The organism is Achromobacter sp. UBA4530 (assembly GCF_002388205.1).
Classification (GTDB): domain Bacteria; phylum Pseudomonadota; class Gammaproteobacteria; order Burkholderiales; family Burkholderiaceae_B; genus Achromobacter; species Achromobacter animicus.
In genome coordinates this window covers 1-23,736 of record NZ_DGMA01000045.1, presented here as the reverse complement: position 1 = coordinate 23,736, position 23,736 = coordinate 1, and the positions used below count along the sequence as shown (strand labels likewise).

Sequence of the window (23,736 nt, the reverse complement as noted above, 5' to 3'; positions counted from 1 at the left end):
ACGTGACAGCCATACAACACCTGGCGGGTGGCGGCGGACAACAAAAAAGCCACCGGCCGGGTGGCGGGTGGCTTACTTCGGGGGAAAAAGCGGCGGGAACGGCGGGCGCTATCCCCTCAGCGGCGTTGGTTCAGCGCGGTCAGCCGGCCTTGACGGTCACGGCGGCCGACACGCGCTTGGCCTTGGCGCGGGCGGCGGCAACGTCCTCGGCCACGGCCAGCCCCACGCCCATGCGGCGCTTGACGAAGGATTCAGGCTTGCCAAAGAGTCGGATGTCCGTGCCGGGCTCGGCCAGCGCCTCGGCCACGCCGTGGAAAGTCACGGCCTTGGCTTCCACGCCGCCATAGATGACGCTGCTGGCGCCCGGCTGGCGCAGGCTGGGGTCGACAGGCAGCCCCAGGAGCGCGCGGGCGTGCAGTTCAAATTCGTTCTGCACCTGCGTAATCATGGTGACCATGCCGGTGTCGTGCGGACGCGGACTGACTTCCGAGAACCAGACCTGATCGCCCGCCACGAAGAGCTCGACGCCGAAGATACCCAGGCCGCCCAGCTCCGACGTAACGGCCAATGCGATGTCGCGAGCGCGCTGCAGCGCTGCGGGCGACATGGGGTGCGGCTGCCAGCTTTCGACGTAGTCGCCGTCGACCTGCTTGTGGCCGATGGGCTCGCAGTACCGGGTCTCGACCTGGCCGTCGGCGCCGCGGGCACGCACGGTCAGAAGCGTAATTTCGTAGTCGAAGCGGATGAACCCCTCGACGATGGCGCGGCCGCCCCCGACCCGGCCCCCTTCCTGGGCATAGCGCCAGGCGGAAGCGACGTCGTCGGCGCTCTTGATGACCGACTGGCCCTTGCCCGAGGACGACATGACCGGCTTGATGACGCACGGATAGCCGATGCCGCCGTCGATGGCCTGGCGCAGTTCTTCCTCGGTGTCGACGAAGCTGTACGGCGAGGTCGGCAAACCCAGGGTCTCGGCCGCCAGGCGGCGGATACCCTCGCGATTCATGGTGAGCTGGGCCGCGCGGGCCGTCGGGGTAACGCGCGCCACGCCGGCCGCTTCCAGTTCCACCAGCAGGCTGGTGGCAATGGCCTCGATTTCGGGGACAATAACGTGCGGCTGCTCCTGCTCGATGACCTGCCGCAGGGCTTGCGGGTCTGTCATCGAGACCACATGCGCCCGGTGCGCCACCTGATGGCCCGGGGCGTCCGCATACCGATCCACCGCAATGACTTCGACGCCCAGACGCTGCAGGGCGATGATGACCTCTTTGCCCAGCTCACCGGAACCCAGCAGCATGACGCGGGTGGCCAAGGGGGACAGTGGCGTGCCAAGGACGGGACTGGAAATGCTGGACATGGAGCGGGCCTGGAAGGAAAGTTTGAAAGCCGTTGAAAGACTCGCCAGCATGCCATACGCCCCTGCGCGGGGCAAACTAGCATACTGCGATTAAAATCCGCCCATGACCGACCATCCCACCTCATCGTCCGGCACCGCGCTGGCATCCGCGCGCAGAACGCTACAGATCGAAAGCCAGGGCCTGCTGGACCTGTCCGCCCGGCTGGATGACAGCTTCACGCGGGTCGTCGACCTGCTGCTCGCCTGCCGCGGCCGAGTGGTCGTCAGCGGCATCGGAAAAACGGGACACATTGCCCGCAAGATCGCCGCAACGCTGGCCTCGACCGGCACGCCTGCCTTCTTCGTGCATGCCGCCGAGGCCGTCCATGGCGACCTGGGCATGATCACCCGCGACGACGTCCTCATCGCCATTTCCTATTCGGGCTCGGGCGAGGAACTGCTGACCATCCTCCCCGTGGTGCGCCGCATGGGCGCCGGCCTGGTGGCGATCACCGGCAACCCGCAATCCGAACTGGCCCGCCAGGCCGACATCCACCTGGATGCCAGCGTGGCGCAAGAGGCCTGCCCGCTGAACCTGGCGCCCACCGCCAGCACCACGGCCGCGCTGGCACTGGGCGACGCCCTGGCCGTCGCCTGCTTGGAAGCGCGCGGATTCGGGCCGCAGGATTTTGCCCGCTCGCATCCGGGCGGCGCGCTGGGCCGCCGGCTGCTCACCCATGTGCGCGACGTCATGCGCGAGGGAACGGCCCTGCCCATCGTCACGGCGGGCACCTCGGTGTCGCAGGCCCTGGAGGTCATGTCGGCCAAGGGCATGGGCATGACGGTCGTGACCGACACGCAGCACCGCCCGCTGGGCATCTTTACCGACGGCGACTTGCGCCGTCTCATCGCGCGGCACGGCGACATCCGCAGCCTGACCGTCGAGGCCGGGATGACGCGATCGCCACGCAGCATCAATCCCGAGGCGCTGGCCGTCGAGGCCGCCCGGCAGATGGACGAACAACGGCTCAATCACATGCTGGTGATGGACAATGACGGCGCGCTGGTCGGCGCATTGCACATGCACGATCTGATGGCCGCTAAAGTGGTATGACTATGAACCTCTCTGCTTCCCTGAATCACCCAGCCGAAGCGCTGGTGCTTGCCCGTATCCCCGCCATCGTGCGCGAACGCGCCGCGGCTGTGCGCCTGATGGTCTTCGACGTGGACGGCGTGCTGACCGACGGCAGCCTCTATTACGGCGAAGGCGGCGAACTGCAAAAGCGCTTCCACGCGCTGGACGGCCACGGGCTGCGGCTGCTGATGGAAGGCGGACTGAAAGTCGCGCTGATCACGGGCCGTTCCGGCCCCATCGTCGCGCGCCGCGCGGCCGAACTCGGTATCGCCGAAGTCATCCAGGGCGTACGCGACAAGGGCACCGCCCTGACCGAACTTGCACAGCGCTGCGGTGTCCAACTGAATCAAACCGGCTACATGGGCGATGACATCATCGACCTGCCGGCCTTGCAGCGCGCGGGCTTTGCCGCCAGCGTGCCCAACGCCCCCGGCTACGTCAGCCAGGCCGCGCATTGGGTTTCGACCCTGCCCGGCGGAAGCGGGGCCGTGCGCGAATGCTGCGATCTCCTGTTGGCCTCGCAAGGCCGCCTGGGCGCCTTCCTGGCTGCGCCGGGCCTGCTTGGCCCCGGGGCAATCCAGTGATTCCGCCCGTAACGAATACGCCCTCGCGGCGCACCCGATGAAAGAACGCTTTCCCTCACTGATCGCGCTGTTCCTGCTGCTGGTGCTGGTCACCAGTTCGTGGTGGGCGGCCGATTACGCGCAACGCGCCATCCAGGTGGACCCGCCGCGCCGCGTCACCCATGAAATGGATGCGTGGTCGCGCAATTTCGTGATGTTGCGCACAGATCCCACGGGCAAGCCCATCAACCGCCTGGAAGGCGAGTACATGGAACACTTCCCCGACGACGACTCGTATCACGTCACGGCGCCCCGCGCCGTGGGCCAGCGCGAGACCAATCCGATCACGGTGGCGGTGTCCAAGACGGCCGTGATGGAACAAGGCGGCAAGCGCATCGTCATGCAAGGCGACGCCCATGTGCTGCGGCAGCCCGACCCCGAGAACGACATGCTGGACGTGCGCAGCCAGCAACTCATCATCCTGCCCGATGAAGACGTGGTCTTCACCGACCTGCCTGCCACGGTCCTGAAGGGCCGCTCGCGCATGCAGGGCACGGGCATGCACTACAACAACAAGACTCGCCAATTGCAGGTTTCGGCATCGACCGACGTGGAAATTGCCGGTTCGGAAGGCAGACAGCAACGCCGCACCGAAATTCCAGCCAACAACACTGACCAGAAAAAACCATGACCGACCTTCGGACCCTCCTCGCCCCGACGACCCGCCTGATGGGCGCCGTGCTGTTGACGGCCTGCGCGCTTGCGCCGGCCCACGCGGCGGAACCGAAAGCGGCCGCGCCGGCCGAAGAGCCCAGCACGCTGATCCTGTCGGACACGCTGCACTACGACGACGTGAAGAAACAAAGCGTATTCACCGGCAACGTCAACATGACGCGCGGCTTGATGACGCTGACCTCCGACACCTTGCAGATGAACGAGGATGCCAAGGGCAACCAGTACGGCACGGCCACGGCCAACAAGGGCAAGGTCGTCACCATCCGCCAGGAGCGCCCCGAAAACTTCGAACTCATCGAAGGCAAGGGCCTGCGCGCCGAATACGACGGTACCAATAGCACGTTCGACCTGATCGGCCAGGCCATCGTGACCCGCTACGTCTGTGGGAAACCGTTCGATACCATTCGCGGCGAACGGGTACGCTACAACGAGAAGTCCGGCACTTACGAAGCGCAAGGCGGCCCGAACTCCGCCGCGGCCGGTGGACGCGTGCGTTCCTTGGCCGAACCGCGCGCCAAGCTGGACGCCGCCGTCGCCGAATGCCGCAAGCAGCAGGCAGCCAAGAAAGGGCGCTGAAGCGCTTCTCCCGCAACACCAATCGCAGCCACGATGAATCAACCTTCAGTGCCGACCCCCGTGACCTCCGCCCCTTCGGGCGTCAAGCAGGGCAGCCTGCGCGCAACCGGACTGCGCAAGACCTACAACGGCCGCACCGTCGTGCAGGACGTGTCCCTGTCCGTGGTCAGCGGCGAAGTAGTCGGCCTGCTGGGTCCCAATGGCGCAGGCAAGACCACCAGCTTCTACATGATCGTCGGCCTGGTGCCGGCGGACGCCGGCCGCATTGAGATCGACGGCTCCGTCATCACCGCGATGCCCATCCACAAGCGCGCGCGCATGGGCCTGTCGTACCTGCCGCAGGACGCCTCCGTGTTCCGCCGCCTGACGGTTGAGCAGAACATCCGCGCGGTGCTCGAACTGCAAGTGGGTGCGGATGGCCGACCCCTGTCGACCCCGAAGATCAACGAACAGATGGAATCGCTGCTCGAAGAACTGCAGATCGGACACATCCGCAGCAACGCCGCCATCTCGCTGTCGGGCGGTGAACGCCGCCGCGTGGAAATCGCGCGCGCGCTGGCCACCAGTCCGCGTTTCATCCTGCTGGACGAACCGTTCGCCGGCGTGGATCCCATTGCGGTCATCGAAATCCAGCGCATCGTGCGCTTCCTGAAGGGCCGGGGGATCGGGGTGCTGATCACCGACCACAACGTGCGCGAAACCCTGGGCATCTGCGACCGCGCCTACATCATCAGCGAAGGCAAGGTGCTGACCGACGGCCACCCCGAAGAAATCGTGGGTGACCCCGCCGTTCGCCGGGTGTACCTGGGCGAACACTTCCGTATGTAACCACTGCCTGAAAGACCCCGTAACGCATAAAAATAGACCGCCATACGCCCTCGGGCTCAGCCATAAAAATGCCATGAAGTTGCGGTAGGTCAGCTTGTTTTATCGGCCCGAGTCTATACACTAGAGCTAAACGAACCCTGCTTATTGAAGGAGAACGCCTACGACCCCACCGCGCCTTTTGCGCAATTTTTTCCTCTTTTAGAAGGAGAGCACACTATGAACCTGAGCATCTGCGGTCGTCACCTCGACGTCACCCCGGCCATCCGGGAATATGTCATGAACAAACTGGCGCGAGTGCTGCGGCATTTCGATCACGTCATCGATACCCAGGTCATGCTCTCAGTAGAGCCCCTGCGGCATAGAGCCGAAATCACCATGCGTCTGAGCGGCAAGGACATTCATTGTGAAGCAACCGATGAAAACCTCTATGCAGCCATAGACCTTCTTGCTGACAAAGTCGACCGTCAGGTCATCAAGCACAAGGACAAGGTAAGGAGTCATTCAGCAGAGTCCGTGAAGCGGCAAGCGGCGACACTCTCGCCACCCCAGCAGTAACGCGCTTCATGACCGCTCACCTGAGCGACTAGCAATACAGCGATCCCAGGATCCTGCCTAAGTCCCGGTGTCCCGCTAGACCTTGCGTCCAGCCGGGGCATCGGCAAACTCCCCTCCTGCACTACCCAATTCCCCCTGTTTTATCCGCTGCCGCCCGACGGCCTCTTCGCGTTTTCCCTGCCTTTGTCCGATACGTGCCTCTCGGGGAACCCTCCCAGCCCCAGGAATGTCCACAAGGTATCGCGATCAGACTATGCTGTCGCTCTTGTGGTCCCGCTGGCATCTCGGTCTACCGAGGCCCGGGTCGGTTGATTGTTGCAGTGCGTCATATAACCCTATAATGCCCTGATGAATCATTTGTCGCGCATCCTCCCCGCCGGCAACGTCGTGCTCGATATGCTCGCCACGAGCAAGAAACGTGCGTTCGAACAGGCCGGTCTGCTTTTTGAAAACAACAACGGCTTGGCACGCGCCCTCGTGTTCGACAGCCTTTTTGCCCGTGAGCGCCTGGGGTCTACCGCCCTGGGTCAGGGCGTGGCCGTACCGCATGGCCGTGTGAAAGGTCTGGAGCAGGCACTGGCGGCGTTCATCCGTCTTGCTCAGCCCATCACCTTCGACGCGCCCGACGGACAGCCCGTGTCGATGCTGCTGTGCCTGCTGGTGCCTGAAAACGCCACGCAGCAGCACCTGGACATCCTGGCCGAACTCGCCCAGCTGATGTCCAACAAAGCATTGCGCGAGGCCCTGGCCACCGAGCCCGATCCGGCCATCGTCCACAAAATGCTCACGACCGGCCAACTCTGATCCCACGCGGAATCGCTGCCATGCTCACGGTGCAGGAACTCGTCGACGACAACGCCGACAAAATCCCCTTTAACTGGATCTCGGGCCAGGGCGCCGCAGACCGCGCGATTCCCGACGACGGCATGGCAGCCGCCGACCTCGTCGGCCACTTGAACCTGATCCACCCGTCGCGCATCCAGGTGTTCGGCCAGGAAGAGCTGGCGTACTACACGCGCTTCGACCTGCGCCGCCGCATGCACCATATGGACGAGCTGCTGATCGGCGGCGTGCCGGCGATTCTGCTGGCCGATGGCCTGACGCCGCCGCAAGATCTGGTCGACCAGTGCGACCAGCACCAGGTGCCGCTGCTGTCCACGCCGGTGGCCGCCGCGCAGCTCATCGACCTGTTGCGCATCTATCTCGGCAAGAAGCTCGCGCCCACCACCACGGTGCACGGCGTGTTCCTCGACGTGTTGGGACTGGGCGTGCTGATCACCGGCGAATCGGGTCTGGGCAAGAGCGAACTGGCCCTTGAACTGATTTCGCGCGGCCACGGGCTGGTCGCCGATGACGCGGTCGAGTTCTCGCGCACCGCGCCCAACATGATCGAAGGCCACTGTCCGCAACTGCTGCAGAACCTGCTCGAAGTCCGCGGCCTGGGTCTGCTCGACATCCGCACGATCTTTGGCGAAACGTCGGTGCGCCGCAAGATGCGGCTCAAGCTCATCGTGCACCTGGTGCGCGCCACGGCGCAGGACAAGTTCGAGCGCCTGCCGCTGCAGGACATCACGCAGGACATGCTGGGACTGCCCGTGCGCAAGGTGATGCTGCAGGTGGCCGCGGGCCGCAACCTGGCCGTGCTGGTCGAGGCGGCGGTGCGCAACACGATCCTCAAACTGCGCGGCATCGACACGCTGGGCGAATTTATGGAACGCCAGGCCATGGCGATCCTCCAAAGCAGCAAATGAGCCCGCAACGTCGCCCTGCGGCATCGTGAGCCTTTACGAAACCCTGGCCGACGAGATCGCCGCGTCGATCGCAAGCGGCGTCCTGCGGGCCGGCGACAAGCTGCCTTCGGTGCGCGACGCGTGCGCCGCGCGCAGCGTTAGCCCTTCCACCGTCTTCCAAGCCTATTACCTGCTCGAAGCGCGCGGCCTGATTCGTGCGCAGCCGCGCTCGGGCTATTACGTCAACGCCCCCGCCGAATCGCTGCCGCCCGAACCGGGCGCCTCGTGTCCCGACGGTGAATCCACCGAACTGGCGATCAGCGAGCGGATCTTCGACATCCTCGGCTCGGTGCGCAATCGTGACGTCACGCCGCTCGGTTCGGCCTTCCCCTCTCCGCTTCTGTTTCCGTTGCCGCGATTGGCGCAGGCCATGGCCGCGCATCTGAAGCGCCAGGATCCGCGCGACACCGTCGAAGACCTGGCGCCCGGCAATCCGCGCCTGCGCCGGCAGATCGCGCTGCGCTACCTGATCGGCGGCATCAACCTGCCCGCCACCGATATCGTCGTCACCAACGGCGCCCTGGAGGCGTTGAACCTCTGTCTGCAAGCGGTCACGCAGCCGGGCGACACCGTCATGGTCGAGGCGCCCACCTTTTACGGTGCGCTGCAGGCGCTGGAACGACTTGGCCTGAAAGCGCTGGAAGTCCCTACGCATCCGCGCACCGGCATCGACCTGGACGCGATGCAGGCTGCCATCCTGCGTCACGCACCGCGCGCCTGCTGGCTGATGACGCAATTCCAGAACCCGCTGGGCTGCCTGATGCCCGACGACCGAAAGCGGCAACTGGTCGAACTGCTTGCGCGGCACGACATTCCGCTGATCGAAGACGACGTCTATGGCGAGCTGTACTTCGGCACGACGCGGCCCGTGCCCGCAAAGGCGTACGACACGCGCGGACTGGTGCTGCATTGCTCGTCGTTTTCAAAATGCCTGGCGCCCGGCTATCGCATCGGATGGGCCAGCGCCGGTCGCTACGCCCACCAGGTGCAACGCCTGAAATTGTCATCGACGCTGTCGGCATCGGGCCCCGCACAGGGCGCGATTGCCGAATACCTGGAACAGGGTGGCTACGACCGCCACCTGCGTCGCCTGCGCCAGACCTTGCAGGCGCAGCAGGAGCGCATGGCCGACGCCATCGCACAGGCATTTCCCGCCGGCACGCGCGTGACGCGGCCACAGGGCGGATTCTTCCTGTGGCTGGAACTGCCCGCCGCCGTGGATGCGTTGTCGCTGCACCGCCAGGCGCTGGCGCGCGGCATCAGCGTGGCGCCTGGCCCGATCTTCTCGGCCAGCGGCCAGTTCGGCAGCGCGCTGCGTCTGAACTACGGGCATCCCTGGGAATCCGGCATCGAGGCCGCGATCCGCACGTTGGGCGATCTGGCGCACGAAGCCTGCCGCGCGGCGACCGCCGCGCGCTAGCGCGCCCGTCCGGCCGCGCGCGGGACATCTGCCCGCGGCCTTCATCAGCGCTAATTCAACGTCGACGACGCCCGCGCACGCTTGACCTCCAGCGCGCTGACCCCGCCCGCCTCGTTGCCCCAGCTATTGCGGATGTACGTCACGAGCATCGCAATGTCGTTGTCGTTCAGCACCTGGCCAAATGGCGGCATGCCGTGAGGACGCGGGTTTGCAGCCGTGGCGGGCGCGTACCCGCCGTCCAGCACCATGCGGATGGCGTTGACTGGCGACGGCGCAGTCACCGTAGGATTGCCGGCCAGCGTGGGCCACGCCGTGCCGCTGCCCTTGCCGTCCGCCTGGTGGCATTGCGCGCATTGCTGGCTGTACAGCTTGCCGCCCAGCTCCATGGCCGCGGGCGCGGGTGCGGCGGCACGCGCATCGGTTGCGGGCGGCGTGGCGGGCAGCGATTTCAGATACACGCCGATGGCCAGCGCGTCATCCTCTGTCAGGTGCTGCGTGCTGCCCAGCACGACTTCCGCCATCGGCCCGCTGACCGTCGAATGCGCCGCAATGCCGGTCTTGAGCAGCGTGGCGATGTCCTGCGCCGACCAGCGCCCCATGCCGGTCTGCATGTCGTTCGTCAGCGGCGGCGCGTACCAGTCAAGCACGGGAATCACGCCACCGGCCAGCGCGTCGCCGCTGCGCGTGGCGCCCAGGCTGTTGCGGGGTGTGTGGCAGGCCGCGCAATGGCCCAGCCCTTCGACCAGATAGCGGCCGCGATTCCATTGGACCGATTGACCGGGATCGGCTTCTTGCGCTCCCGGCTTGAAATACAGCGCGCGCCATGCCGCCAGCAGCATCCGCTGGTCGTACGGAAAGGCCATCTCGGGCGGTCGGTTGGCCTGCCTGACGGGCGAAATGCTGCGCAAATAGGCATACAGCGCATCCGAATCGCTGCGCGTAACGCGTGTGTATTCGGTGTAGGGGAACGCCGGATACAGCAGCGTGCCGTCCTTCGACTTGCCGTTGTGCAGCGCCTGCCAGAAGTCGTCGGCCGTCCAGGCGCCAATGCCGGTCTCCGCGTCGGGCGTGATGTTCGGGCCGTACACCGTGCCGAACGGCGTGGGTACAGGGGTGCCGCCGGCAAACGCCTTGCCCCCTCGGCTGGTGTGGCAGGCCATGCAGTTGCCAGCCAGCGCCAGGTAGCGGCCACGCTCGATCTGCGCCGCGCCGTCGGCCGCCGCCACGGCGGGGCCGGTGCTGGCATCGTCACGCGTGCCGAGCCAATACAACGTGCCTGCGGCCACCACGACCACCAGCAGCAGAACAACCAGGATTCTTTTCATCAGCGTCATTCGCGGCCCCGTTCAGCGTTGCGCCTGGCTGCCGCATTCCGCGGGGAGCCGGACCGAATTCGCGGCGTCGGGCACGTAGGGCTCGACGACGGGCTGCGACGACAGCCACGCCGCCAGGGCGCCGATATCGTTGGGGGTGAGCTTGTGGGAGATGTCGGCCATGCAATCCGGCGCGGCGGCGCGGCGCAGGCCGTTCTTCCAGCCTCCGATCTGCGCGCCGATGTAGTCGCGCGGCAGACCCAGCAGGCCTGGGATCGCGGGCAGCATGCCGGAAAGGGCCGCGCCGTGACAGGACGCACAGGCCGGCAGGCCGCGCGCCGCATCGCCCTCCTTGGCAAGTCGGCGACCGGCCTCCAGCGTGGCAGCAGACACGTCCGCACGAACAGGCGCCGGATACGGCACATGCTGCTCGGAAAAGTACGCGGCCATCTCGCGCAGGTAGTCGTCGGGCAAGCCGGCCAGCAGGTGCGTCATGGGCCGGTACTGCCGCCGCCCGTCGCGAAAGTTCAGAAGCTGGTGATAAAGGTAGTCCTGCGGCTTGCCGGCCAGCCGCGGATAGTAGCCGTCGGCGCCCGCCCTGCCCTGTGCGCCGTGACAGGCGGTACAGGCCGCGACCCGGGCCGCCATGGTGTCGGGCTGCAGCGTAGGCGGCGCCGTCTGCTGCGCCAGCGTCGGCGCGGACATAAACACAACAGCCGCAGCCGCCAAAGCGCTGCGGAAGGCCCAAAACCGCGGCAGTGAAACACTACAAGAGGAAATGAGGGCTAACATCTAGGTCAAATTCCAACCCCCCGAATCGTGATGGCGGGGCGCGTAAAAGTGGAACTGCGATGGAACTGCGGCGTCTGCGGCCCCTAGCTTACGTCAGGGCATGCAGCGGGGAACAGGCGCAGATCCTGAGTTTATGGCCATATCAGATGCTATCCCGCCGGCATCGTCCTGGAAAAGCGTGCCACAATCATGTCCATGTTGAAAGTCGTCCTCGTCACCGGCATTTCCGGTTCCGGCAAATCCGTCGCGCTGCGCATGCTCGAGGACGCGAGCTACACCTGTGTCGACAATCTTCCCGTCCGTTTCCTGACCGAGTTCATTGCGCAGGCGCGCGATGACGGCATGGAACGCGTCGCCGTCGCAATCGACGTGCGCTCACCGGGTGAACTGGCCGAACTGCCCGACGTGGTCACCGCGCTGCGCGCCATGGGCACCAGCCTGCGCGTGGTCTTCCTGGATGCCAACACGGCCACGCTGGTGCAGCGCTATTCCGAATCGCGCCGGCGTCATCCGCTGACCGACCGCCTGCAACGCGGCGGCACGGCGCCGTCGCTGACCGAATGCATTGCGCTGGAAAGAGAGCTGCTGGCGCCGCTGCGCGAGCAGGAACACGTCATCGACACGTCAGAACTGACGCCCGGCCAGCTTCGTGCCTGGATCCGCGACTTGATCAAGGCGGACCGCGCGCCGCTGGTGCTGACGTTCGAATCCTTCGCCTACAAGCGCGGCGTGCCGGGGGATGCGGACCTGGTGTTCGATGTGCGCTGCTTGCCCAATCCCCATTACGACCGCAACCTGCGTCCGCTGACCGGCCGCGACGAACCCGTGGCCACGTGGCTCGCCGGGTACGAGCAAGTGGGCCTGATGATCGACGACATCGCAGGCTTCCTGAAACGCTGGCTGCCGCTGTACACGCAGGACACCCGCAACTATCTGACCGTGGCCATCGGCTGCACCGGCGGCCAGCACCGCTCGGTGTATATCGTGGAGCAACTGGCGCTGCGCTTTGCCGACCACGACCCGCTGCTGGTGCGCCACCGCACGCAACTGCCCGACGAAACCGCATGACGCTTTCCCGCCCGCTTCATTTCCTTTTCATGCTGCTGCTGGCGATCGCCGTGGCAGGCTGCTCCACCAGCGGCGGACGCAAGAAGGGCGGCTACTACAAGGACGACGGGCCGGACGCCAATCCGCCGTCGAACCTGGACCAGATCCCCGACGCGGTGCCCAAGCTGGAACCCTACGCCAGCGGCGCGAACCGGCCTTACGTCGTATTCGGCCAGCGCTACGTACCCGACACCAGCGGCCAGGCCTACAAGAAGCGCGGCATCGCCTCGTGGTACGGCAAGAAATTCCATGGCAACTCCACGTCGATCGGCGAGACCTACGACATGTATGCCATGACCGCCGCGCACACGACGCTGCCGATCCCCAGCTACGCGCGGGTGACCAGCATGGTCAACGGCAAGACGATCATCGTGCGGGTGAACGACCGCGGCCCCTTCCATAGCGACCGCATCATGGACTTGTCCTACGTCGCGGCCTACAAGCTGGGCATCATCGGCCCGGGCAGCGGACAAGTGGTCGTGGAAGCCATCCAGGCCGAAGAGATCCGTCGTCTGGCCTCGCAAGGCGCGCCTGCGGCCCCCGCGCCGGAACCGGAATCGGCCACGGGCTCCACGCCGGTCATGGCGCCGGTGACGTCCACCCCCGTGGCTCTCGCGCCCGAGCCCCTGGCGCCTGCCGCGCCCAGCCCCGCCCCGATGCGTCCGGCTGTCGGCGCCGCCACGGGCAGCGTCTACCTGCAGGTGGGCGCGTTCAGCCAGCCCGGCAACGCGCAGTCGCTGGTCAGCCGCATCAATACGCAGCTCGGCGCCGAAGGCGCGCCGCCGGCGTCGGTGGAACAGGCCAATAATCTGTACCGCGTGCGGATCGGTCCGTATCCCGATCGCCAAAGCGCGCTCAATGCCGTGCCGCTGGTGTCCGACCGGATCGGCATCCTGCCGACGATCGCGTCGCAGTAAGCGGAACGACGGCTACCAGGGCAGCTCTGCCTGCCCGTCGCACACCCGGCGCGCGTGCGCGCTGCGGCTCACATAGCGGTTGCCTTCATGCGCCAGCAGCGCCTGCTTGCGCGGCAATCCACCGCCAAAGCCCGTCAGCGAGGTGTCCGCGCCGATCACGCGGTGACAAGGGATGATGATGCTGATGGGATTGCGGCCGACCGCGCCGCCGACTGCCTGCGCGCCCTTGGGCCGGTTCACCGTGCGGGCCAGTTCGCCGTAGCTGGTGAGCGTGCCGAATTCCAGCGCGCACAGCGCATGCCAGACCTGGTGCTGAAAGGTCGTCCCCACCGGGTCGAGCGTCACGTCGAACAGGCGGCGCTCGCCAGCAAACCATTCGTCAAGTTCGCGCCGCGCCTGCTCCAGGAACGGATCGCTATCGGTGAGCGTCCATCCATCCGGCGGCGGCAGCAGCGCCTGATCGGTGAACCACGCGCCGCGCAATCCCTTCGGGCTGGCCACCAGGCGCAGATCACCGAGCGGCGTGGGCATGTCGCGATAGGTCAGCCGCTCTTGCGGGTCGGCAGGCTTGTTGGACACGACGGTCGAATACACCATGGCTTACTCCTGCCCCTTCTTGCGGGTCAGGGCCCGGTTGTAGAGCACGTCGCGCGGCTGGCCGGTGACTTTGGCCGCGACCCGCGCGGCGTCGCGCACGGACAGCGACTCCAGCAAGGCGTCCAGCAGGACGTCGTGGGCGGGATCGACGTCGTCAGACTCAGGCGCGTCCGCCTCGGCATGGACGATCAGCACGAACTCGCCCTGTTCGCGATGCGCATCGGCGGCCAGCCATGCCGCGGCCTCGCCCAGCTTGACGGTGCCGATCTCTTCGAAGCGTTTGGTCAGTTCGCGTGCGACGGTCAGTTCACGTTCCGGACCGCAGACCTCGAGCAGGTCCGCAACGGTGGCCGCCAGCCGGTGCGGCGATTCGAACATCACGACGGGCGCGGGCAACGCGCACCATTGGCGCAGCCAGCGCTGCCGGGCCACCGCCTTGGACGGCGCAAAGCCCGCGAAGGCGTAGGCAGGGTTCTCGTCCGTGGTGACGCCGCTGCCCATCAGGGCTGCGATCACGGCGCTGGGGCCCGGTACAGGCACCACCGCATAGCCGGCGGCGCGCACGGCGCGGACCACGCGGGCGCCGGGGTCGCTGACCGCGGGCGCGCCGGCATCGGACACCAAGGCCACGCGCTGGCCTTGCGCCAGTCGCTCGCAAATGGCTTGCGCCGCGGCGGCCTCGTTGTGGCGATGCGCCGCCATGAGCGGCGTGCTGACGCCCCAGGCGTCCAGCAGCGTGCGGCTGGCGCGCGTGTCCTCGGCAGCGATCACGTCAGCCCGTTGCAGGGCGTGCCAGGCGCGCAGGCCCAGATCGCCGAGATTGCCGATGGGCGTGGCCACAACATACAGCGTCGAGGCTGGCCAATGCTGGCCCGCCACGCGTTCCGACACGCGGGACCAGGCATCGCCGGCAATGGGAGGTGAGACGTTTTGATTCATTGCTGCCTGCTGACACGAAAAACCATGTCAGTGTAGCCGCCTATGCCCGCTGCTTTCGGAATCCCATGACGGACGACACCCTGCGCCTGGCCTGCGAACTTGCCCTGGCGGCACGCCGCCGCGCCGCAAAACCCCGGCGGCGCACCGGGCGCACGCCTGCCGACCGCCCGCCCCCGCGCCGCTCGCCCACCCAGCGGCGCGGCGACCATCATGAAGCGGCGGCGTTGCGCCTGCTGGCGGCTCAGGGTCTGACGCTGCTGGCGCGCAACCTGGCCTGCCGCGCCGGCGAAATCGACCTCGTCATGCGCGAGGGCGACACGCTGGTCTTCGTCGAGGTCCGGGCGCGCGCCGCCAGCCGCTTCGGCGGCGCCGCCGCCAGCATCGGCCCCGAAAAGCAGACGCGCCTTGCCCGCGCGGCGGCGTATTGGCTGCCCGAACTGGCCCGCCGGCACTGGGGCGGCCTGGTCCCACCCGCCCGCTTCGACGCCGTGGTTTTCGACAGCGGCGACCCCGCCTGGCTGCGCGGCGCATTCTGGCTGCCATGACCCAGCAGGTCTGGCGTGACATCCCCCCTCGCCCACGTTGCGCATGGACAGAACCGCGGCCCTGCCCCGTGAGATAATCGCGCCCATGGATATGACCTCTCGTATGACGTCGCACTTTCGCGACGCCATGGCCGCTCACGAACAAAGCATGAACGTCCTGGCCGAACCGCTGGCCGTGGCCGTGGACGTGCTGTTCGGCGCCCTGGCGAACAACGGCAAGATTCTGGCTTGCGGCAATGGCGGCTCGGCTGCCGACGCGCAGCATTTCATCGCGGAACTGGTGGGCCGCTTCGAACGCGAGCGCCTGCCGCTCGCGGGCATTGCGCTCAACACCGACACCTCGATTCTCACGGCAGTCGGCAACGACTACGGCTTTGACGAAATCTATGAACGGCAGGTCAACGCCTTCGGGCAGGCCGGCGACGTGCTCGTGGCCATCTCGACCAGCGGCAATTCGCCCAACGTGGTCCGCGCCATGGAAGCCGCCAGCGCGCGCGAGATGCACGTGCTGGCCCTGACCGGCAAGGGCGGCGGCGTCATGGGGGAACTCATTACCCCGATGGACGTCCATCTATGTGTTCCCAGCGATCGCACCATGCGCATCCAGGAAGTCCATATTCTGCTGCTGCACGCGCTGTGCGACGGCATCGACGCTCTTCTGCTTGGAGACACCGAATGATTCTTGACGTCAGACCCGCAGTCCGCCCGCTGATGCTTGCCGCCGCGCTATCGACCGCGGCGCTTTCGCTGACGGCCTGCGCGCCCTTGATCGTGGGCGGGGCCGCCGCCACCACGGCGGTCGTGGTCACCGACCGCCGCACGTCCGGCGTCCAGCTCGAAGACCAGAACATGGCGTTCAAGGCCCAGAGCCAGATCGCCCAGAAGCTGGGCGACACGGCCCGCGTCAACGCCATGGCCTACGGCGGCCACCTGCTGCTGACCGGCGACGTGCCCTCCGAAGAAGCCAAGAACCAGGCCACGGCCATCGCGCAAAGCGTCGAAAACGTGAAGCAGGTCATCAACCAGCTCAACGTCGGCCCCATCGCCTCGTTCGGCCAGCGCTCCAACGACACCTGGCTGACCTCCAAGGTCAAGACCGCGCTGCTCAACACCAAGTACGTGCCCTCGGGCACCATCGCGGTCACCACCGATCGCGGCGTCGTCTACCTGATGGGCAAAGTCACCCAGGTCGAAGGCGAATACGCCGCCAATGCCACCGCCGACGTCGGCGGCGTGACCAAAGTCGTCAAGCTCTTTGAAATCATCAGCCGCGAAGAAGCCATCCGTCTGTCTGGCAGCGGCTCCAAACCCGCCACCACCGAAAGCAAGGCGCCCATCGAAACCGGAACCGGTCCGGCCACCGACAACGCGGCTGGCACCGGCGGCACGAGCAGCGGCGTTGAAGCAATGCCCATCAAATGAAAAAAGCCATCGTAGCCCTCGCAGTTCTCGTGGCGGTCGGCATCGGCGCCTGGTTCGCCATGCGCCCGGCCCAGACCGCGCCCGACGTCACCTTCACCACGCTGGAAGGCAAGACCTTCTCCATGCAGGACCTGCGCGGCAAGGTCGTGCTGGTCAAATTCTGGGCAACCAGCTGTGTGACCTGCGTGAAGCAGATGCCCGACACCATCTCCGCCTACAACGAGTATGCGGACAAGGGATATGAAGCCATCGCGGTCGCCATGAACTACGACCCGCCCAACTTCGTGCTCAACTTCGCCGAAACCCGCAAGCTGCCGTTCCCGGTCGCGCTGGACACCAAGGGCGAGATCGCGCGCGCCTTCGGCGACATCCGCCTGACGCCCACCGCGTTCCTCATCGACAAAGAGGGACATATCATCAAGCGGTACCTGGGCGAATACGACAAGGCCGAGTTCCACGCCACCGTCGAAAAGGCCCTGGCCGCCGGCTGATCCGCCGCATCAGCGCAGCCCCAAGGAATCGCCCGCTGCAAGCGGGCGATTTTTTTTGGGCTTGAAGATGGCTGAAGGTGTCTGACACCCATCGGGCAAGATCGCCCAATGGATGAGCCGCCACAAGGGTGTCTGGCACCTTCCAATAAAAAGCCGCCCGTTGTTGAACGGGCGGCCAGTTTCTTACATGAAGCGCACGGATCGCAGGGTGCGGGCGGTTGCAGCCGCCCGCGCGCCGCGCATCAGAAGGCGGGAACCACTGCGCCCTTGTACTTTTCCTGGATGAAGGTCTTGACCTCCGGCGAGTGCAGCGCGTCGACCAGCTTCTTGATGCCGGGCGCGTCCTTGTTGTCGCTGCGGGTGACCAGCACGTTGGCGTACGGCGAATCGGCGCCTTCGATGAACAGGGCATCCTTGGTCGGCACCAGACCGGCTTCCAGCGCGTAGTTGGTGTTGATGAGCGCCAGGTCCACGTCGTCCAGCGCGCGCGGCAGCATGGCGGCTTCGAGTTCGCGGAACTTCAACTTCTTGGGGTTCTCGACGACATCGGCGGCGGTCGCCAGGATGTTGGCCGGATCCTTGAGTTTGATGACGCCCTGCTTCTGCAGCAGCACCAGGGCGCGGCCGCCGTTGGACGGGTCATTGGGGATGGCGACCGTGGCGCCGTCCTTCAGGTCGGACAGGCTCTTGATCTTCTTGGAATAGCCGCCGAAGGGCTCGACGTGGACCAGCGCCACCGGCACGAGCGTTGCCTTGCGATCCTTGTTGAAGCTTTCCAGGTACGGCTTGTGCTGGAAGAAGTTGGCGTCCAGTTGCTTGTCCGCCAGTTGCAGGTTGGGCTGCACGTAGTCGCTGAACACCTTGATGTCGAGCTCCACGCCTTCCTTGGCCAGCTTGGGCTTGACCACTTCCAGGATCTCGGCGTGCGGCACCTGCGTGGCGCCCACGACCACCTTTTCGGCGTGGGCCGCGTTGGCGGCAACCAGGAGGACCGACGCCGCCAGGGCGGAACGGACAAAGTTCAAACGCATGTGTTGCCTCTTTTATGGTGAAAACCGGGATCGATGTCCCGCAGGTTCGGGCAGGCCCCCTTTTGCGGGGCGTGCCGTTGTGAAAACGCCCCCAATTTACCTGAATGCCGGTTATTTGTCGGGCATATGGACATGGGTTTGCAGCATAAGAAACCTGTGGGGACTACAATCCGTCGTATGCTTGCGCTAGGCGCGTTCCAACCGCGTTCTTGTGCAGGCATTTTTTTAACGCCCATCAACTTTTTTGTTATTTATCTGCCGACTTAGCTGCCATGACCGACACCCCCGACCCTGCTGCCGTTTCGTCTCCCGCCGTCAAAGCTGCCGTGCTGTCCGAGGCTCTGCCGTATATCCGACGATTTCACGGCAAGACCATCGTGGTCAAGTACGGCGGCAACGCCATGACGGAAGAGCGATTGCAGCGCAGCTTCGCGCACGATGTCGTGCTGCTCAAGCTGGTGGGTCTGAACCCGGTGGTGGTCCACGGTGGTGGTCCGCAGATCGATGACGCCCTGCGCCGCATCGGCAAGCAAGGCACCTTCATCCAGGGCATGCGCGTCACCGACGCCGAGACCATGGAAGTCGTGGAATGGGTGCTGGGCGGCCAGGTCCAGCAGGACATCGTCATGATGATCAACGAGGTTGGCGGCAAGGCCGTCGGCCTGACCGGCAAGGACGGTGGTTTGATCCAGGCCCAGAAGAAGCTGATGGCCAACAAGGACAACCCGTCCGAGCCCATCGACATCGGTTTCGTCGGCGACATCACGATGGTCGAGCCTGCCGTCGTGAAGGCGCTGCAGGACGACCAGTTCATCCCCGTCATTTCGCCCATCGGCTATGGCGAGGACGGCACGGCCTACAACATCAATGCCGACGTCGTCGCCGGCAAGATGGCCGAAGTGCTGGGCGCCGAAAAGCTGCTCATGCTGACCAACACCCCGGGCGTGCTGGACAAGGGCGGCAAGCTGCTGCGCAGCCTGTCGGCCCAGACCATCGACGAGCTCTTTGCCGATGGCACGATCTCCGGCGGCATGCTGCCCAAGATCTCGTCCGCGCTGGACGCCGCCAAGAACGGCGTCAATTCGGTGCACATCGTCGACGGCCGCGTGCCGCACTGCCTGCTGCTCGAAATCCTGACCGACCAGGGCGTCGGCACGATGATCAGCTCGCACTGATGACGCACACCCCCGCAGCACGGCGCGCCGCGCGATCGTCATGATGCAAGCGCGACGCCAGTTGCTGCGGCCCGCGGTGCGGATGCGCCGCTCCCGCGGGATTGCCACAGGCGCGCCCGAGCGCCTGTGGCTGTTCGATCTGGACAATACGCTCCACGACACCTCGCACGCCATCTTCTCCAAGATCGACCACGGCATGACCATGGCGGTGGCCGAGGCGCTGAACGTGGACGTGGATGCCGCCAACCTCGTGCGCAAACAGTACTGGAAACGCTACGGCGCCACCATGATCGGCATGGTGCGCCACCACGGCGTCGACGCCCACGAATTCCTGCATCGCAGCCACGACTTCGACGTCGCGCCGTTGATGCGCTCGGAAAAGGCGCTTGCCTACAAGCTGCGCCGCCTGCCCGGGCGCAAGGTCCTGCTGACCAACGCGCCGCTGCACTATGCGCGGTCCGTCCTGTCGCATCTGGGCATCCTGCGCCAGTTCGACAGCCTGTGGGCCATCGAGCACATGCGGTTGCATGGCGAGTTCCGGCCCAAGCCTTCCGCGGCGCTGCTGCGCTACGTGCTGGCGCGCGAAGGCGTTCCCGCCCACCGCGCCGTGCTGGTCGAAGACACGCTGGCCAACCTGCGGGGCGCCCGTCTGGCCGGCCTGAAGACGGTCCACGTGTATCACCCCGGCACGCCCTTCGGCCGCGGACGCTCGCACCGCCCGGCCTACGTCGACTTGCGGGTAAACTGCGTCAGTGATTTATTGTTACGCCGACGCCCCCTGCGGGGCTGACGGCTCGCAGCATCCCCTCCACCCGTCATCCTGCGCGAAGCAGTCCCTCCCATGGCGAGCAAACCCGGCGAGCGCAAGACCCAGATTCTGCAGACTCTGGCCGAAATGCTGGAGCAGCCGCACGCGTCCCGCATCACCACGGCCGCTCTGGCCGCGCGCCTCGAGGTCTCCGAAGCCGCCCTCTACCGGCACTTCGCAAGCAAGGCGCAGATGTTCGAAGGACTGATCGAGTTCATCGAAACCAGCATCTTCACGCTGGTGAACCAGATCGCCACCGCCGAGCCCTACGGATTGCCTCAAGCCCACAAGACGGTCTCCATGCTGCTGACGTTCTCGGAGCGCAACAAGGGCATGACCCGCGTGCTGACCGGCGATGCACTGGTCACGGAAGACAACCGGCTGCAGGAACGTATCAACCACATCAACGACCGCATCGAGGCGTCGTTGAAGCAATCGCTGCGCATCGCCATCACCGACGGCGGCCTGCCGCAGGAAGCCAACGTTGCCGCGCATGCCAGCCTGCTGACGCATCTGGTGCTGGGCCGCTGGCTGCGCTACGCGCAAAGTGGATGGCGCGTCACGCCCACGCTGCATCTGGACGAACAGCTGCGTCTGGCCTTGGGCTGATGCGCCCGCATTAGCGCCATTTCACGTACCAATCCCGGTTCTTTTCGCGGGTCGGCCGCACGCATCGTGATCCGATTGGTTCGCGCCGATGCAACACTCGCATGCTTGCCCCGCGCGGGGGGCGACGAGCATAATGCCCAGGACGAGTTTTCCACAAGCGCTGTTCTCCACCTTCTTGATGTTCATCAATACGGGTTTTCCACAATGCCGTCACGATCATCCTGTAGCGTCGACACACCGATTTGATTGACCCCGTGCTCGCGGGCGGTGTTTCGTCAGTTTGACCTCAACCGGAGAAGGATATGGCCGCGGAAACCGCAGTCCCCGCCTCGCAAGCCCCCAAGAAAACCAAAATTCCAATCGGGCTCATCGCCGGCATCCTCGTGATGATCGGCGTTTTAATGATGCCCCTGCCCGCAGACCTGCCCGTTGCAGGCCACCGCATGCTGGCAATCCTGGCGTTCGCCGTGGTCGTGTGGATCACCGAAGCCGTGTCGTACGAAGCCAGCGCCATCATGATCACGACGCTGATGGCTTTCCTTCTGGGCACCGCGCCCACCATCAAAGACCCCAACGTTCTCTACGGCACGTCCGCCGCCATCAGCATGGCGCTGACGGGCTTTGCGAACTCGGCGCTGGCGCTCGTCACCGGCGCCTTGTTCATTGCCGCCGCCATGACATTCACCGGACTGGACCGGCGCATCGCGCTGGTAACACTGTCCAAGGTGGGCACCAGCACGCGCCGCATCCTCATCGGATGTATCGCCGTGACGATCGTGCTGAGCCTGGTCGTGCCCAGCGCCACCGCGCGCAGCGCCGCCGTGGTGCCGATCATGATAGGCGTCATCGCTGCCTTCGGCGTGGACAAGCGCTCGAACATCGCGGCCGGCATCATGATCATCGTGGCCCAGGCCACCAGCATCTGGAACGTCGGCATCCAGACCGCCGCCGCGCAGAACCTGCTGACGGTCGGCTTCATGGAAAAGATGCTGGGCGAACGAGTGGCGTGGTCGGACTGGCTGATCGCCGGCGCCCCCTGGTCGTTGATCATGTCGGCCGTGCTGATCGTCATCGTGCTCAAGCTGCTGCCGCCTGAAAGCAACAGCATCGCCGGCGGCAAGGAGGCCGTCGAGAAATCGCTGCTCGACCTGGGTCCCATGACCGGTGCGCAAAAGCGCCTGATGGCCGTGTCGGTCATGCTGCTGCTGTTCTGGTCCACCGAAGGCAAGCTGCACAAGTTCGACACCACCTCGACCACCTACTTCGGCCTCGTGCTGCTGATGCTGCCGCGCTTTGGCGTGATGACGTGGAAAGACGTGCAATCGCGTATTCCATGGGGCACGGTGATCGTGTTCGGCGTGGGTATCAGCCTGGGCACGGCGCTGCTCACGACGCAGGCAGGACAGTGGCTGGGCAACCAGGTGGTGCTGCACACCGGCCTGGACCATCTTGGCCCGCTCGCCATCTTCGCCATCCTGGCGGCCTTCCTGATCGTCATCCACCTGGGCTTTGCCAGCGCCACCGCGCTGACCTCGGCCATGCTGCCCATCCTGATCTCGGTGCTGGCAACGCTGCCGGGCGACTTCAGCCGCCTGGGCATGACAATGCTGCTTGGCTTCGTGGTCAGCTACGGCTTCATCCTGCCCATCAACGCACCGCAGAACATGGTGTGCCTGGGCACCGAGACATTCAACGCCAAGCAGTTCGCCAAGGTCGGCATCATCGTGACCATCGTCGGCTACCTCTTGATGCTGCTGATGGGCATGACGTACTGGCGCTGGCTGGGCTGGCTGTAAGGAGTCGTCATGAAAATCACGCTAGCCCAAGCCAACGAATACGGCCGCCGGGTGCTGATGGCACAAGGCGTGCCGGAAGACATTGCCCGCGACGTGGCCGAACATCTGGTGGAGTCCGACCGCGTCGGCTACACAAGCCACGGCCTGTCGATCCTGACGAATTACCGCCGCGTGCTGTCCGAGGGCTTGGCTCAGCCCGACGGCCGCCCCGAACTCCTCAACGACCGCGGCGCCATGCTGGCCTACGATGGCCACCACGGACTGGGTCAATACGTGGGCAAGGTGGTCATCGAAAAGGCGATCGAGCGCACGCAGGAACACGGCCAGTGCATTCTGACCCTGCGTCACAGCCATCACCTCGGCCGCATGGGCCATTTCGGTGAAATGGTGGCGGCCAAGGGGCTGATCCTGCTGGCCTTTACCAACGTGATCAACCGCTCGCCCACCGTCGCCCCGTTCGGCGGCGCGCAAGCGTGCCTGACCACAAACCCGCTGTGCTTCGCGGGCCCGTTGCCTGGCGGCCGCCCGCCGTTCATTGTGGACATGGCGACCAGCTCGATCGCGGTGAACAAGGCGCGCGTGCTGGCTGCCAAGGGCGAACAGGCGCCGGCAGGCTCGCTGATCGATGCAGAGGGCAATCCGACGACTGACCCGGGTGCGCTCTTTACCGATCCTCCCGGCGCGTTGTTGCCATTCGGCGGCCACAAAGGTTACGCGCTGGGACTGGTGGCCGAACTGCTCGCGGGTGTGCTGTCCGGCGGCGGCACGATCCAGCCTGAACATCCGCGCATCGGCGTGGCGACCAACAACATGTTCGCGCTGCTGCTGGATCCGCAGGTGGACTTCAATACTGACTGGCGGTCGATGGAAGTCGGCGCGTTCATCGACTACCTGCATGCGTGCAAGCCGCAGCCTGGGGTTGAGTCGGTGCAGTATCCGGGTGAATACGAAGCTCGGAATCGGGCGGTCAATGCGGATTCGGTGGAATTTGATAGCCGGATCTGGGATGGGTTGACGAAGTTGGCCGTGGAGCTTGGGGTGCCTGAGGCGTTGCCTTAAGGTGAGTTTTGGAACGGCAGCGTTGATTTGGTCGGTGTTGGCGGTGGCGGTTTCGAAGGCGGAACGTTGAGGCTGGCATTCAGGTGGGTTCTTTAGACGCCCGCCGTAGCGGGGGCTTGGGTGCGCGGGGCTACGATTGCGGTCCGGAGCCTTCGCTCCGGACTGCCCCGTCCTCAACCTTGTATGGTGTGGATGCG

At 65.6% G+C, this 23,736-nt stretch carries 26 protein-coding genes; 20 read left to right on the top strand and 6 right to left on the bottom strand.

The genetic code is table 11. The features are described 5' to 3' along the window. Positions 1-139: 139 nt before the first annotated feature. Positions 140-1,357: a formate-dependent phosphoribosylglycinamide formyltransferase gene (purT, locus tag B2W22_RS26390; RefSeq protein ID WP_175122039.1), complete on the bottom strand. Its 1,218-nt coding sequence runs from the start codon at positions 1,355-1,357 to the stop codon at positions 140-142. Positions 1,358-1,460: 103 nt separating this feature from the next. Between purT and B2W22_RS26385 the strand changes: the two genes are divergently transcribed. The 9 genes from B2W22_RS26385 (at position 1,461) to B2W22_RS26345 (ending at position 8,938) form a co-directional block, all read left to right on the top strand. After that, positions 1,461-2,450 (top strand): KpsF/GutQ family sugar-phosphate isomerase, encoded by a 990-nt coding sequence (locus tag B2W22_RS26385; RefSeq protein ID WP_175122038.1) that lies wholly within the window; start codon positions 1,461-1,463, stop codon positions 2,448-2,450. Beyond that, positions 2,447-3,055 carry a KdsC family phosphatase gene (locus tag B2W22_RS26380; protein ID WP_175122037.1) on the top strand — a complete coding sequence of 203 codons (609 nt, stop codon included), beginning with the start codon at positions 2,447-2,449 and terminating at the stop codon, positions 3,053-3,055. Before B2W22_RS26385 ends, B2W22_RS26380 begins: the two co-directional genes overlap by 4 nt. Before the next feature lie 37 nt (positions 3,056-3,092). Continuing rightward, positions 3,093-3,725, top strand: a complete 633-nt coding sequence (gene lptC / locus B2W22_RS26375) for an LPS export ABC transporter periplasmic protein LptC (RefSeq protein WP_175122036.1) — start codon at positions 3,093-3,095, stop codon at positions 3,723-3,725. Then, positions 3,722-4,345: a lipopolysaccharide transport periplasmic protein LptA gene (lptA, locus tag B2W22_RS26370; RefSeq protein WP_175122035.1), complete on the top strand. Its 624-nt coding sequence runs from the start codon at positions 3,722-3,724 to the stop codon at positions 4,343-4,345. Before lptC ends, lptA begins: the two co-directional genes overlap by 4 nt. A gap of 33 nt (positions 4,346-4,378) precedes the next feature. Next, a complete protein-coding gene (gene lptB, locus B2W22_RS26365; protein WP_191578448.1) occupies positions 4,379-5,173 on the top strand; it encodes an LPS export ABC transporter ATP-binding protein in 795 nt (264 codons plus the stop codon). 216 nt (positions 5,174-5,389) lie between these two features. Further along, positions 5,390-5,728 carry a ribosome hibernation-promoting factor, HPF/YfiA family gene (hpf, locus tag B2W22_RS26360; protein WP_056319592.1) on the top strand — a complete coding sequence of 113 codons (339 nt, stop codon included), beginning with the start codon at positions 5,390-5,392 and terminating at the stop codon, positions 5,726-5,728. Positions 5,729-6,076: 348 nt separating this feature from the next. Beyond that, positions 6,077-6,532, top strand: a complete 456-nt coding sequence (locus tag B2W22_RS26355; protein WP_175122034.1) for a PTS sugar transporter subunit IIA — start codon at positions 6,077-6,079, stop codon at positions 6,530-6,532. Between the two features lie 20 nt (positions 6,533-6,552). After that, positions 6,553-7,479: an HPr(Ser) kinase/phosphatase gene (gene hprK / locus B2W22_RS26350; RefSeq protein ID WP_006216298.1), complete on the top strand. Its 927-nt coding sequence runs from the start codon at positions 6,553-6,555 to the stop codon at positions 7,477-7,479. A 25-nt stretch (positions 7,480-7,504) separates the two neighbouring features. Continuing rightward, positions 7,505-8,938: a PLP-dependent aminotransferase family protein gene (locus B2W22_RS26345; RefSeq protein ID WP_286940174.1), complete on the top strand. Its 1,434-nt coding sequence runs from the start codon at positions 7,505-7,507 to the stop codon at positions 8,936-8,938. Positions 8,939-8,988: 50 nt separating this feature from the next. On the opposite strand, the gene B2W22_RS26340 is transcribed toward B2W22_RS26345, so the two are convergent. Further along, the gene (locus B2W22_RS26340) at positions 8,989-10,272 is read right to left on the bottom strand and encodes a c-type cytochrome (RefSeq protein ID WP_286940172.1); all 1,284 of its coding nucleotides are present in this window, start codon (positions 10,270-10,272) and stop codon (positions 8,989-8,991) included. A 12-nt stretch (positions 10,273-10,284) separates the two neighbouring features. Then, on the bottom strand, positions 10,285-11,043 hold the full coding sequence (locus B2W22_RS26335; protein WP_175186332.1) for a c-type cytochrome: 759 nt from the start codon (positions 11,041-11,043) through the stop codon (positions 10,285-10,287). A 195-nt stretch (positions 11,044-11,238) separates the two neighbouring features. Here B2W22_RS26335 and rapZ point away from each other — a divergent pair, with 195 nt between their 5' ends. Both rapZ and B2W22_RS26325 read left to right on the top strand, forming a co-directional pair. Then, positions 11,239-12,111, top strand: a complete 873-nt coding sequence (rapZ, locus tag B2W22_RS26330; protein WP_175122771.1) for an RNase adapter RapZ — start codon at positions 11,239-11,241, stop codon at positions 12,109-12,111. Then, positions 12,108-13,067 (top strand): septal ring lytic transglycosylase RlpA family protein, encoded by a 960-nt coding sequence (locus B2W22_RS26325; protein ID WP_286892043.1) that lies wholly within the window; start codon positions 12,108-12,110, stop codon positions 13,065-13,067. The genes rapZ and B2W22_RS26325 overlap by 4 nt, the downstream gene beginning before the upstream one ends. 12 nt (positions 13,068-13,079) lie before the next feature. Here the strand turns inward: B2W22_RS26325 and B2W22_RS26320 are convergent, their stop codons facing one another. Next, on the bottom strand, positions 13,080-13,664 hold the full coding sequence (locus B2W22_RS26320) for a methylated-DNA--[protein]-cysteine S-methyltransferase (protein ID WP_175122029.1): 585 nt from the start codon (positions 13,662-13,664) through the stop codon (positions 13,080-13,082). Positions 13,665-13,667: 3 nt separating this feature from the next. Further along, a complete protein-coding gene (gene rsmI / locus B2W22_RS26315; RefSeq protein ID WP_175122028.1) occupies positions 13,668-14,603 on the bottom strand; it encodes a 16S rRNA (cytidine(1402)-2'-O)-methyltransferase in 936 nt (311 codons plus the stop codon). 65 nt (positions 14,604-14,668) lie between these two features. On the opposite strand from rsmI, the gene B2W22_RS26310 reads away from it, so the two are divergent. The 4 genes from B2W22_RS26310 to B2W22_RS26295 all read left to right on the top strand — a co-directional run bounded on the left by B2W22_RS26310 (position 14,669) and on the right by B2W22_RS26295 (position 17,061). Continuing rightward, positions 14,669-15,148, top strand: a complete 480-nt coding sequence (locus B2W22_RS26310; protein ID WP_286940171.1) for a YraN family protein — start codon at positions 14,669-14,671, stop codon at positions 15,146-15,148. 85 nt (positions 15,149-15,233) lie between these two features. Then, positions 15,234-15,827, top strand: coding sequence for a phosphoheptose isomerase (locus B2W22_RS26305; protein ID WP_175122026.1), 594 nt, complete (start codon positions 15,234-15,236; stop codon positions 15,825-15,827). Then, the gene (locus B2W22_RS26300) at positions 15,824-16,570 is read left to right on the top strand and encodes a BON domain-containing protein (protein ID WP_175122025.1); all 747 of its coding nucleotides are present in this window, start codon (positions 15,824-15,826) and stop codon (positions 16,568-16,570) included. The genes B2W22_RS26305 and B2W22_RS26300 overlap by 4 nt, the downstream gene beginning before the upstream one ends. Further along, positions 16,567-17,061 carry a peroxiredoxin family protein gene (locus tag B2W22_RS26295; RefSeq protein ID WP_056560300.1) on the top strand — a complete coding sequence of 165 codons (495 nt, stop codon included), beginning with the start codon at positions 16,567-16,569 and terminating at the stop codon, positions 17,059-17,061. Before B2W22_RS26300 ends, B2W22_RS26295 begins: the two co-directional genes overlap by 4 nt. A 242-nt stretch (positions 17,062-17,303) precedes the next feature. On the opposite strand, the gene B2W22_RS26290 is transcribed toward B2W22_RS26295, so the two are convergent. Further along, positions 17,304-18,092, bottom strand: a complete 789-nt coding sequence (locus tag B2W22_RS26290; protein ID WP_056560303.1) for a MetQ/NlpA family ABC transporter substrate-binding protein — start codon at positions 18,090-18,092, stop codon at positions 17,304-17,306. Positions 18,093-18,364: 272 nt separating this feature from the next. Between B2W22_RS26290 and argB the strand changes: the two genes are divergently transcribed. From argB to B2W22_RS26265, 5 genes are all read left to right on the top strand, one after another. Further along, positions 18,365-19,267 carry an acetylglutamate kinase gene (gene argB, locus B2W22_RS26285; protein WP_013396740.1) on the top strand — a complete coding sequence of 301 codons (903 nt, stop codon included), beginning with the start codon at positions 18,365-18,367 and terminating at the stop codon, positions 19,265-19,267. Positions 19,268-19,310: 43 nt separating this feature from the next. After that, positions 19,311-20,057: a pyrimidine 5'-nucleotidase gene (locus tag B2W22_RS26280; protein ID WP_175186357.1), complete on the top strand. Its 747-nt coding sequence runs from the start codon at positions 19,311-19,313 to the stop codon at positions 20,055-20,057. A gap of 51 nt (positions 20,058-20,108) precedes the next feature. Beyond that, positions 20,109-20,684, top strand: coding sequence for a nucleoid occlusion factor SlmA (slmA, locus tag B2W22_RS26275; RefSeq protein ID WP_056560305.1), 576 nt, complete (start codon positions 20,109-20,111; stop codon positions 20,682-20,684). Positions 20,685-20,986: 302 nt separating this feature from the next. Further along, on the top strand, positions 20,987-22,480 hold the full coding sequence (locus B2W22_RS26270; protein ID WP_286940167.1) for a DASS family sodium-coupled anion symporter: 1,494 nt from the start codon (positions 20,987-20,989) through the stop codon (positions 22,478-22,480). Positions 22,481-22,489: 9 nt separating this feature from the next. Further along, a complete protein-coding gene (locus B2W22_RS26265) occupies positions 22,490-23,539 on the top strand; it encodes an Ldh family oxidoreductase (RefSeq protein WP_175122022.1) in 1,050 nt (349 codons plus the stop codon). Positions 23,540-23,736 lie beyond the last annotated feature (197 nt).

Bases quoted from the DNA above. Each gene is read 5' to 3' on its own strand.
- purT (WP_175122039.1), bottom strand. From the start codon at position 1,357: ATGTCCAGCATTTCCAGTCCCGTCCTTGGCACGCCACTGTCCCCCTTG.
- B2W22_RS26385 (WP_175122038.1), top strand. From the start codon at position 1,461: ATGACCGACCATCCCACCTCATCGTCCGGCACCGCGCTGGCATCCGCG.
- B2W22_RS26380 (WP_175122037.1), top strand. From the start codon at position 2,447: ATGACTATGAACCTCTCTGCTTCCCTGAATCACCCAGCCGAAGCGCTG.
- lptC (WP_175122036.1), top strand. From the start codon at position 3,093: ATGAAAGAACGCTTTCCCTCACTGATCGCGCTGTTCCTGCTGCTGGTG.
- lptA (WP_175122035.1), top strand. From the start codon at position 3,722: ATGACCGACCTTCGGACCCTCCTCGCCCCGACGACCCGCCTGATGGGC.
- lptB (WP_191578448.1), top strand. From the start codon at position 4,379: ATGAATCAACCTTCAGTGCCGACCCCCGTGACCTCCGCCCCTTCGGGC.
- hpf (WP_056319592.1), top strand. From the start codon at position 5,390: ATGAACCTGAGCATCTGCGGTCGTCACCTCGACGTCACCCCGGCCATC.
- B2W22_RS26355 (WP_175122034.1), top strand. From the start codon at position 6,077: ATGAATCATTTGTCGCGCATCCTCCCCGCCGGCAACGTCGTGCTCGAT.
- hprK (WP_006216298.1), top strand. From the start codon at position 6,553: ATGCTCACGGTGCAGGAACTCGTCGACGACAACGCCGACAAAATCCCC.
- B2W22_RS26340 (WP_286940172.1), bottom strand. From the start codon at position 10,272: ATGACGCTGATGAAAAGAATCCTGGTTGTTCTGCTGCTGGTGGTCGTG.
- B2W22_RS26335 (WP_175186332.1), bottom strand. From the start codon at position 11,043: ATGTTAGCCCTCATTTCCTCTTGTAGTGTTTCACTGCCGCGGTTTTGG.
- rapZ (WP_175122771.1), top strand. From the start codon at position 11,239: ATGTTGAAAGTCGTCCTCGTCACCGGCATTTCCGGTTCCGGCAAATCC.
- B2W22_RS26325 (WP_286892043.1), top strand. From the start codon at position 12,108: ATGACGCTTTCCCGCCCGCTTCATTTCCTTTTCATGCTGCTGCTGGCG.
- B2W22_RS26320 (WP_175122029.1), bottom strand. From the start codon at position 13,664: ATGGTGTATTCGACCGTCGTGTCCAACAAGCCTGCCGACCCGCAAGAG.
- rsmI (WP_175122028.1), bottom strand. From the start codon at position 14,603: ATGAATCAAAACGTCTCACCTCCCATTGCCGGCGATGCCTGGTCCCGC.
- B2W22_RS26310 (WP_286940171.1), top strand. From the start codon at position 14,669: ATGACGGACGACACCCTGCGCCTGGCCTGCGAACTTGCCCTGGCGGCA.
- B2W22_RS26305 (WP_175122026.1), top strand. From the start codon at position 15,234: ATGGATATGACCTCTCGTATGACGTCGCACTTTCGCGACGCCATGGCC.
- B2W22_RS26300 (WP_175122025.1), top strand. From the start codon at position 15,824: ATGATTCTTGACGTCAGACCCGCAGTCCGCCCGCTGATGCTTGCCGCC.
- B2W22_RS26295 (WP_056560300.1), top strand. From the start codon at position 16,567: ATGAAAAAAGCCATCGTAGCCCTCGCAGTTCTCGTGGCGGTCGGCATC.
- B2W22_RS26290 (WP_056560303.1), bottom strand. From the start codon at position 18,092: ATGCGTTTGAACTTTGTCCGTTCCGCCCTGGCGGCGTCGGTCCTCCTG.
- argB (WP_013396740.1), top strand. From the start codon at position 18,365: ATGACCGACACCCCCGACCCTGCTGCCGTTTCGTCTCCCGCCGTCAAA.
- B2W22_RS26280 (WP_175186357.1), top strand. From the start codon at position 19,311: ATGCAAGCGCGACGCCAGTTGCTGCGGCCCGCGGTGCGGATGCGCCGC.
- slmA (WP_056560305.1), top strand. From the start codon at position 20,109: ATGGCGAGCAAACCCGGCGAGCGCAAGACCCAGATTCTGCAGACTCTG.
- B2W22_RS26270 (WP_286940167.1), top strand. From the start codon at position 20,987: ATGGCCGCGGAAACCGCAGTCCCCGCCTCGCAAGCCCCCAAGAAAACC.
- B2W22_RS26265 (WP_175122022.1), top strand. From the start codon at position 22,490: ATGAAAATCACGCTAGCCCAAGCCAACGAATACGGCCGCCGGGTGCTG.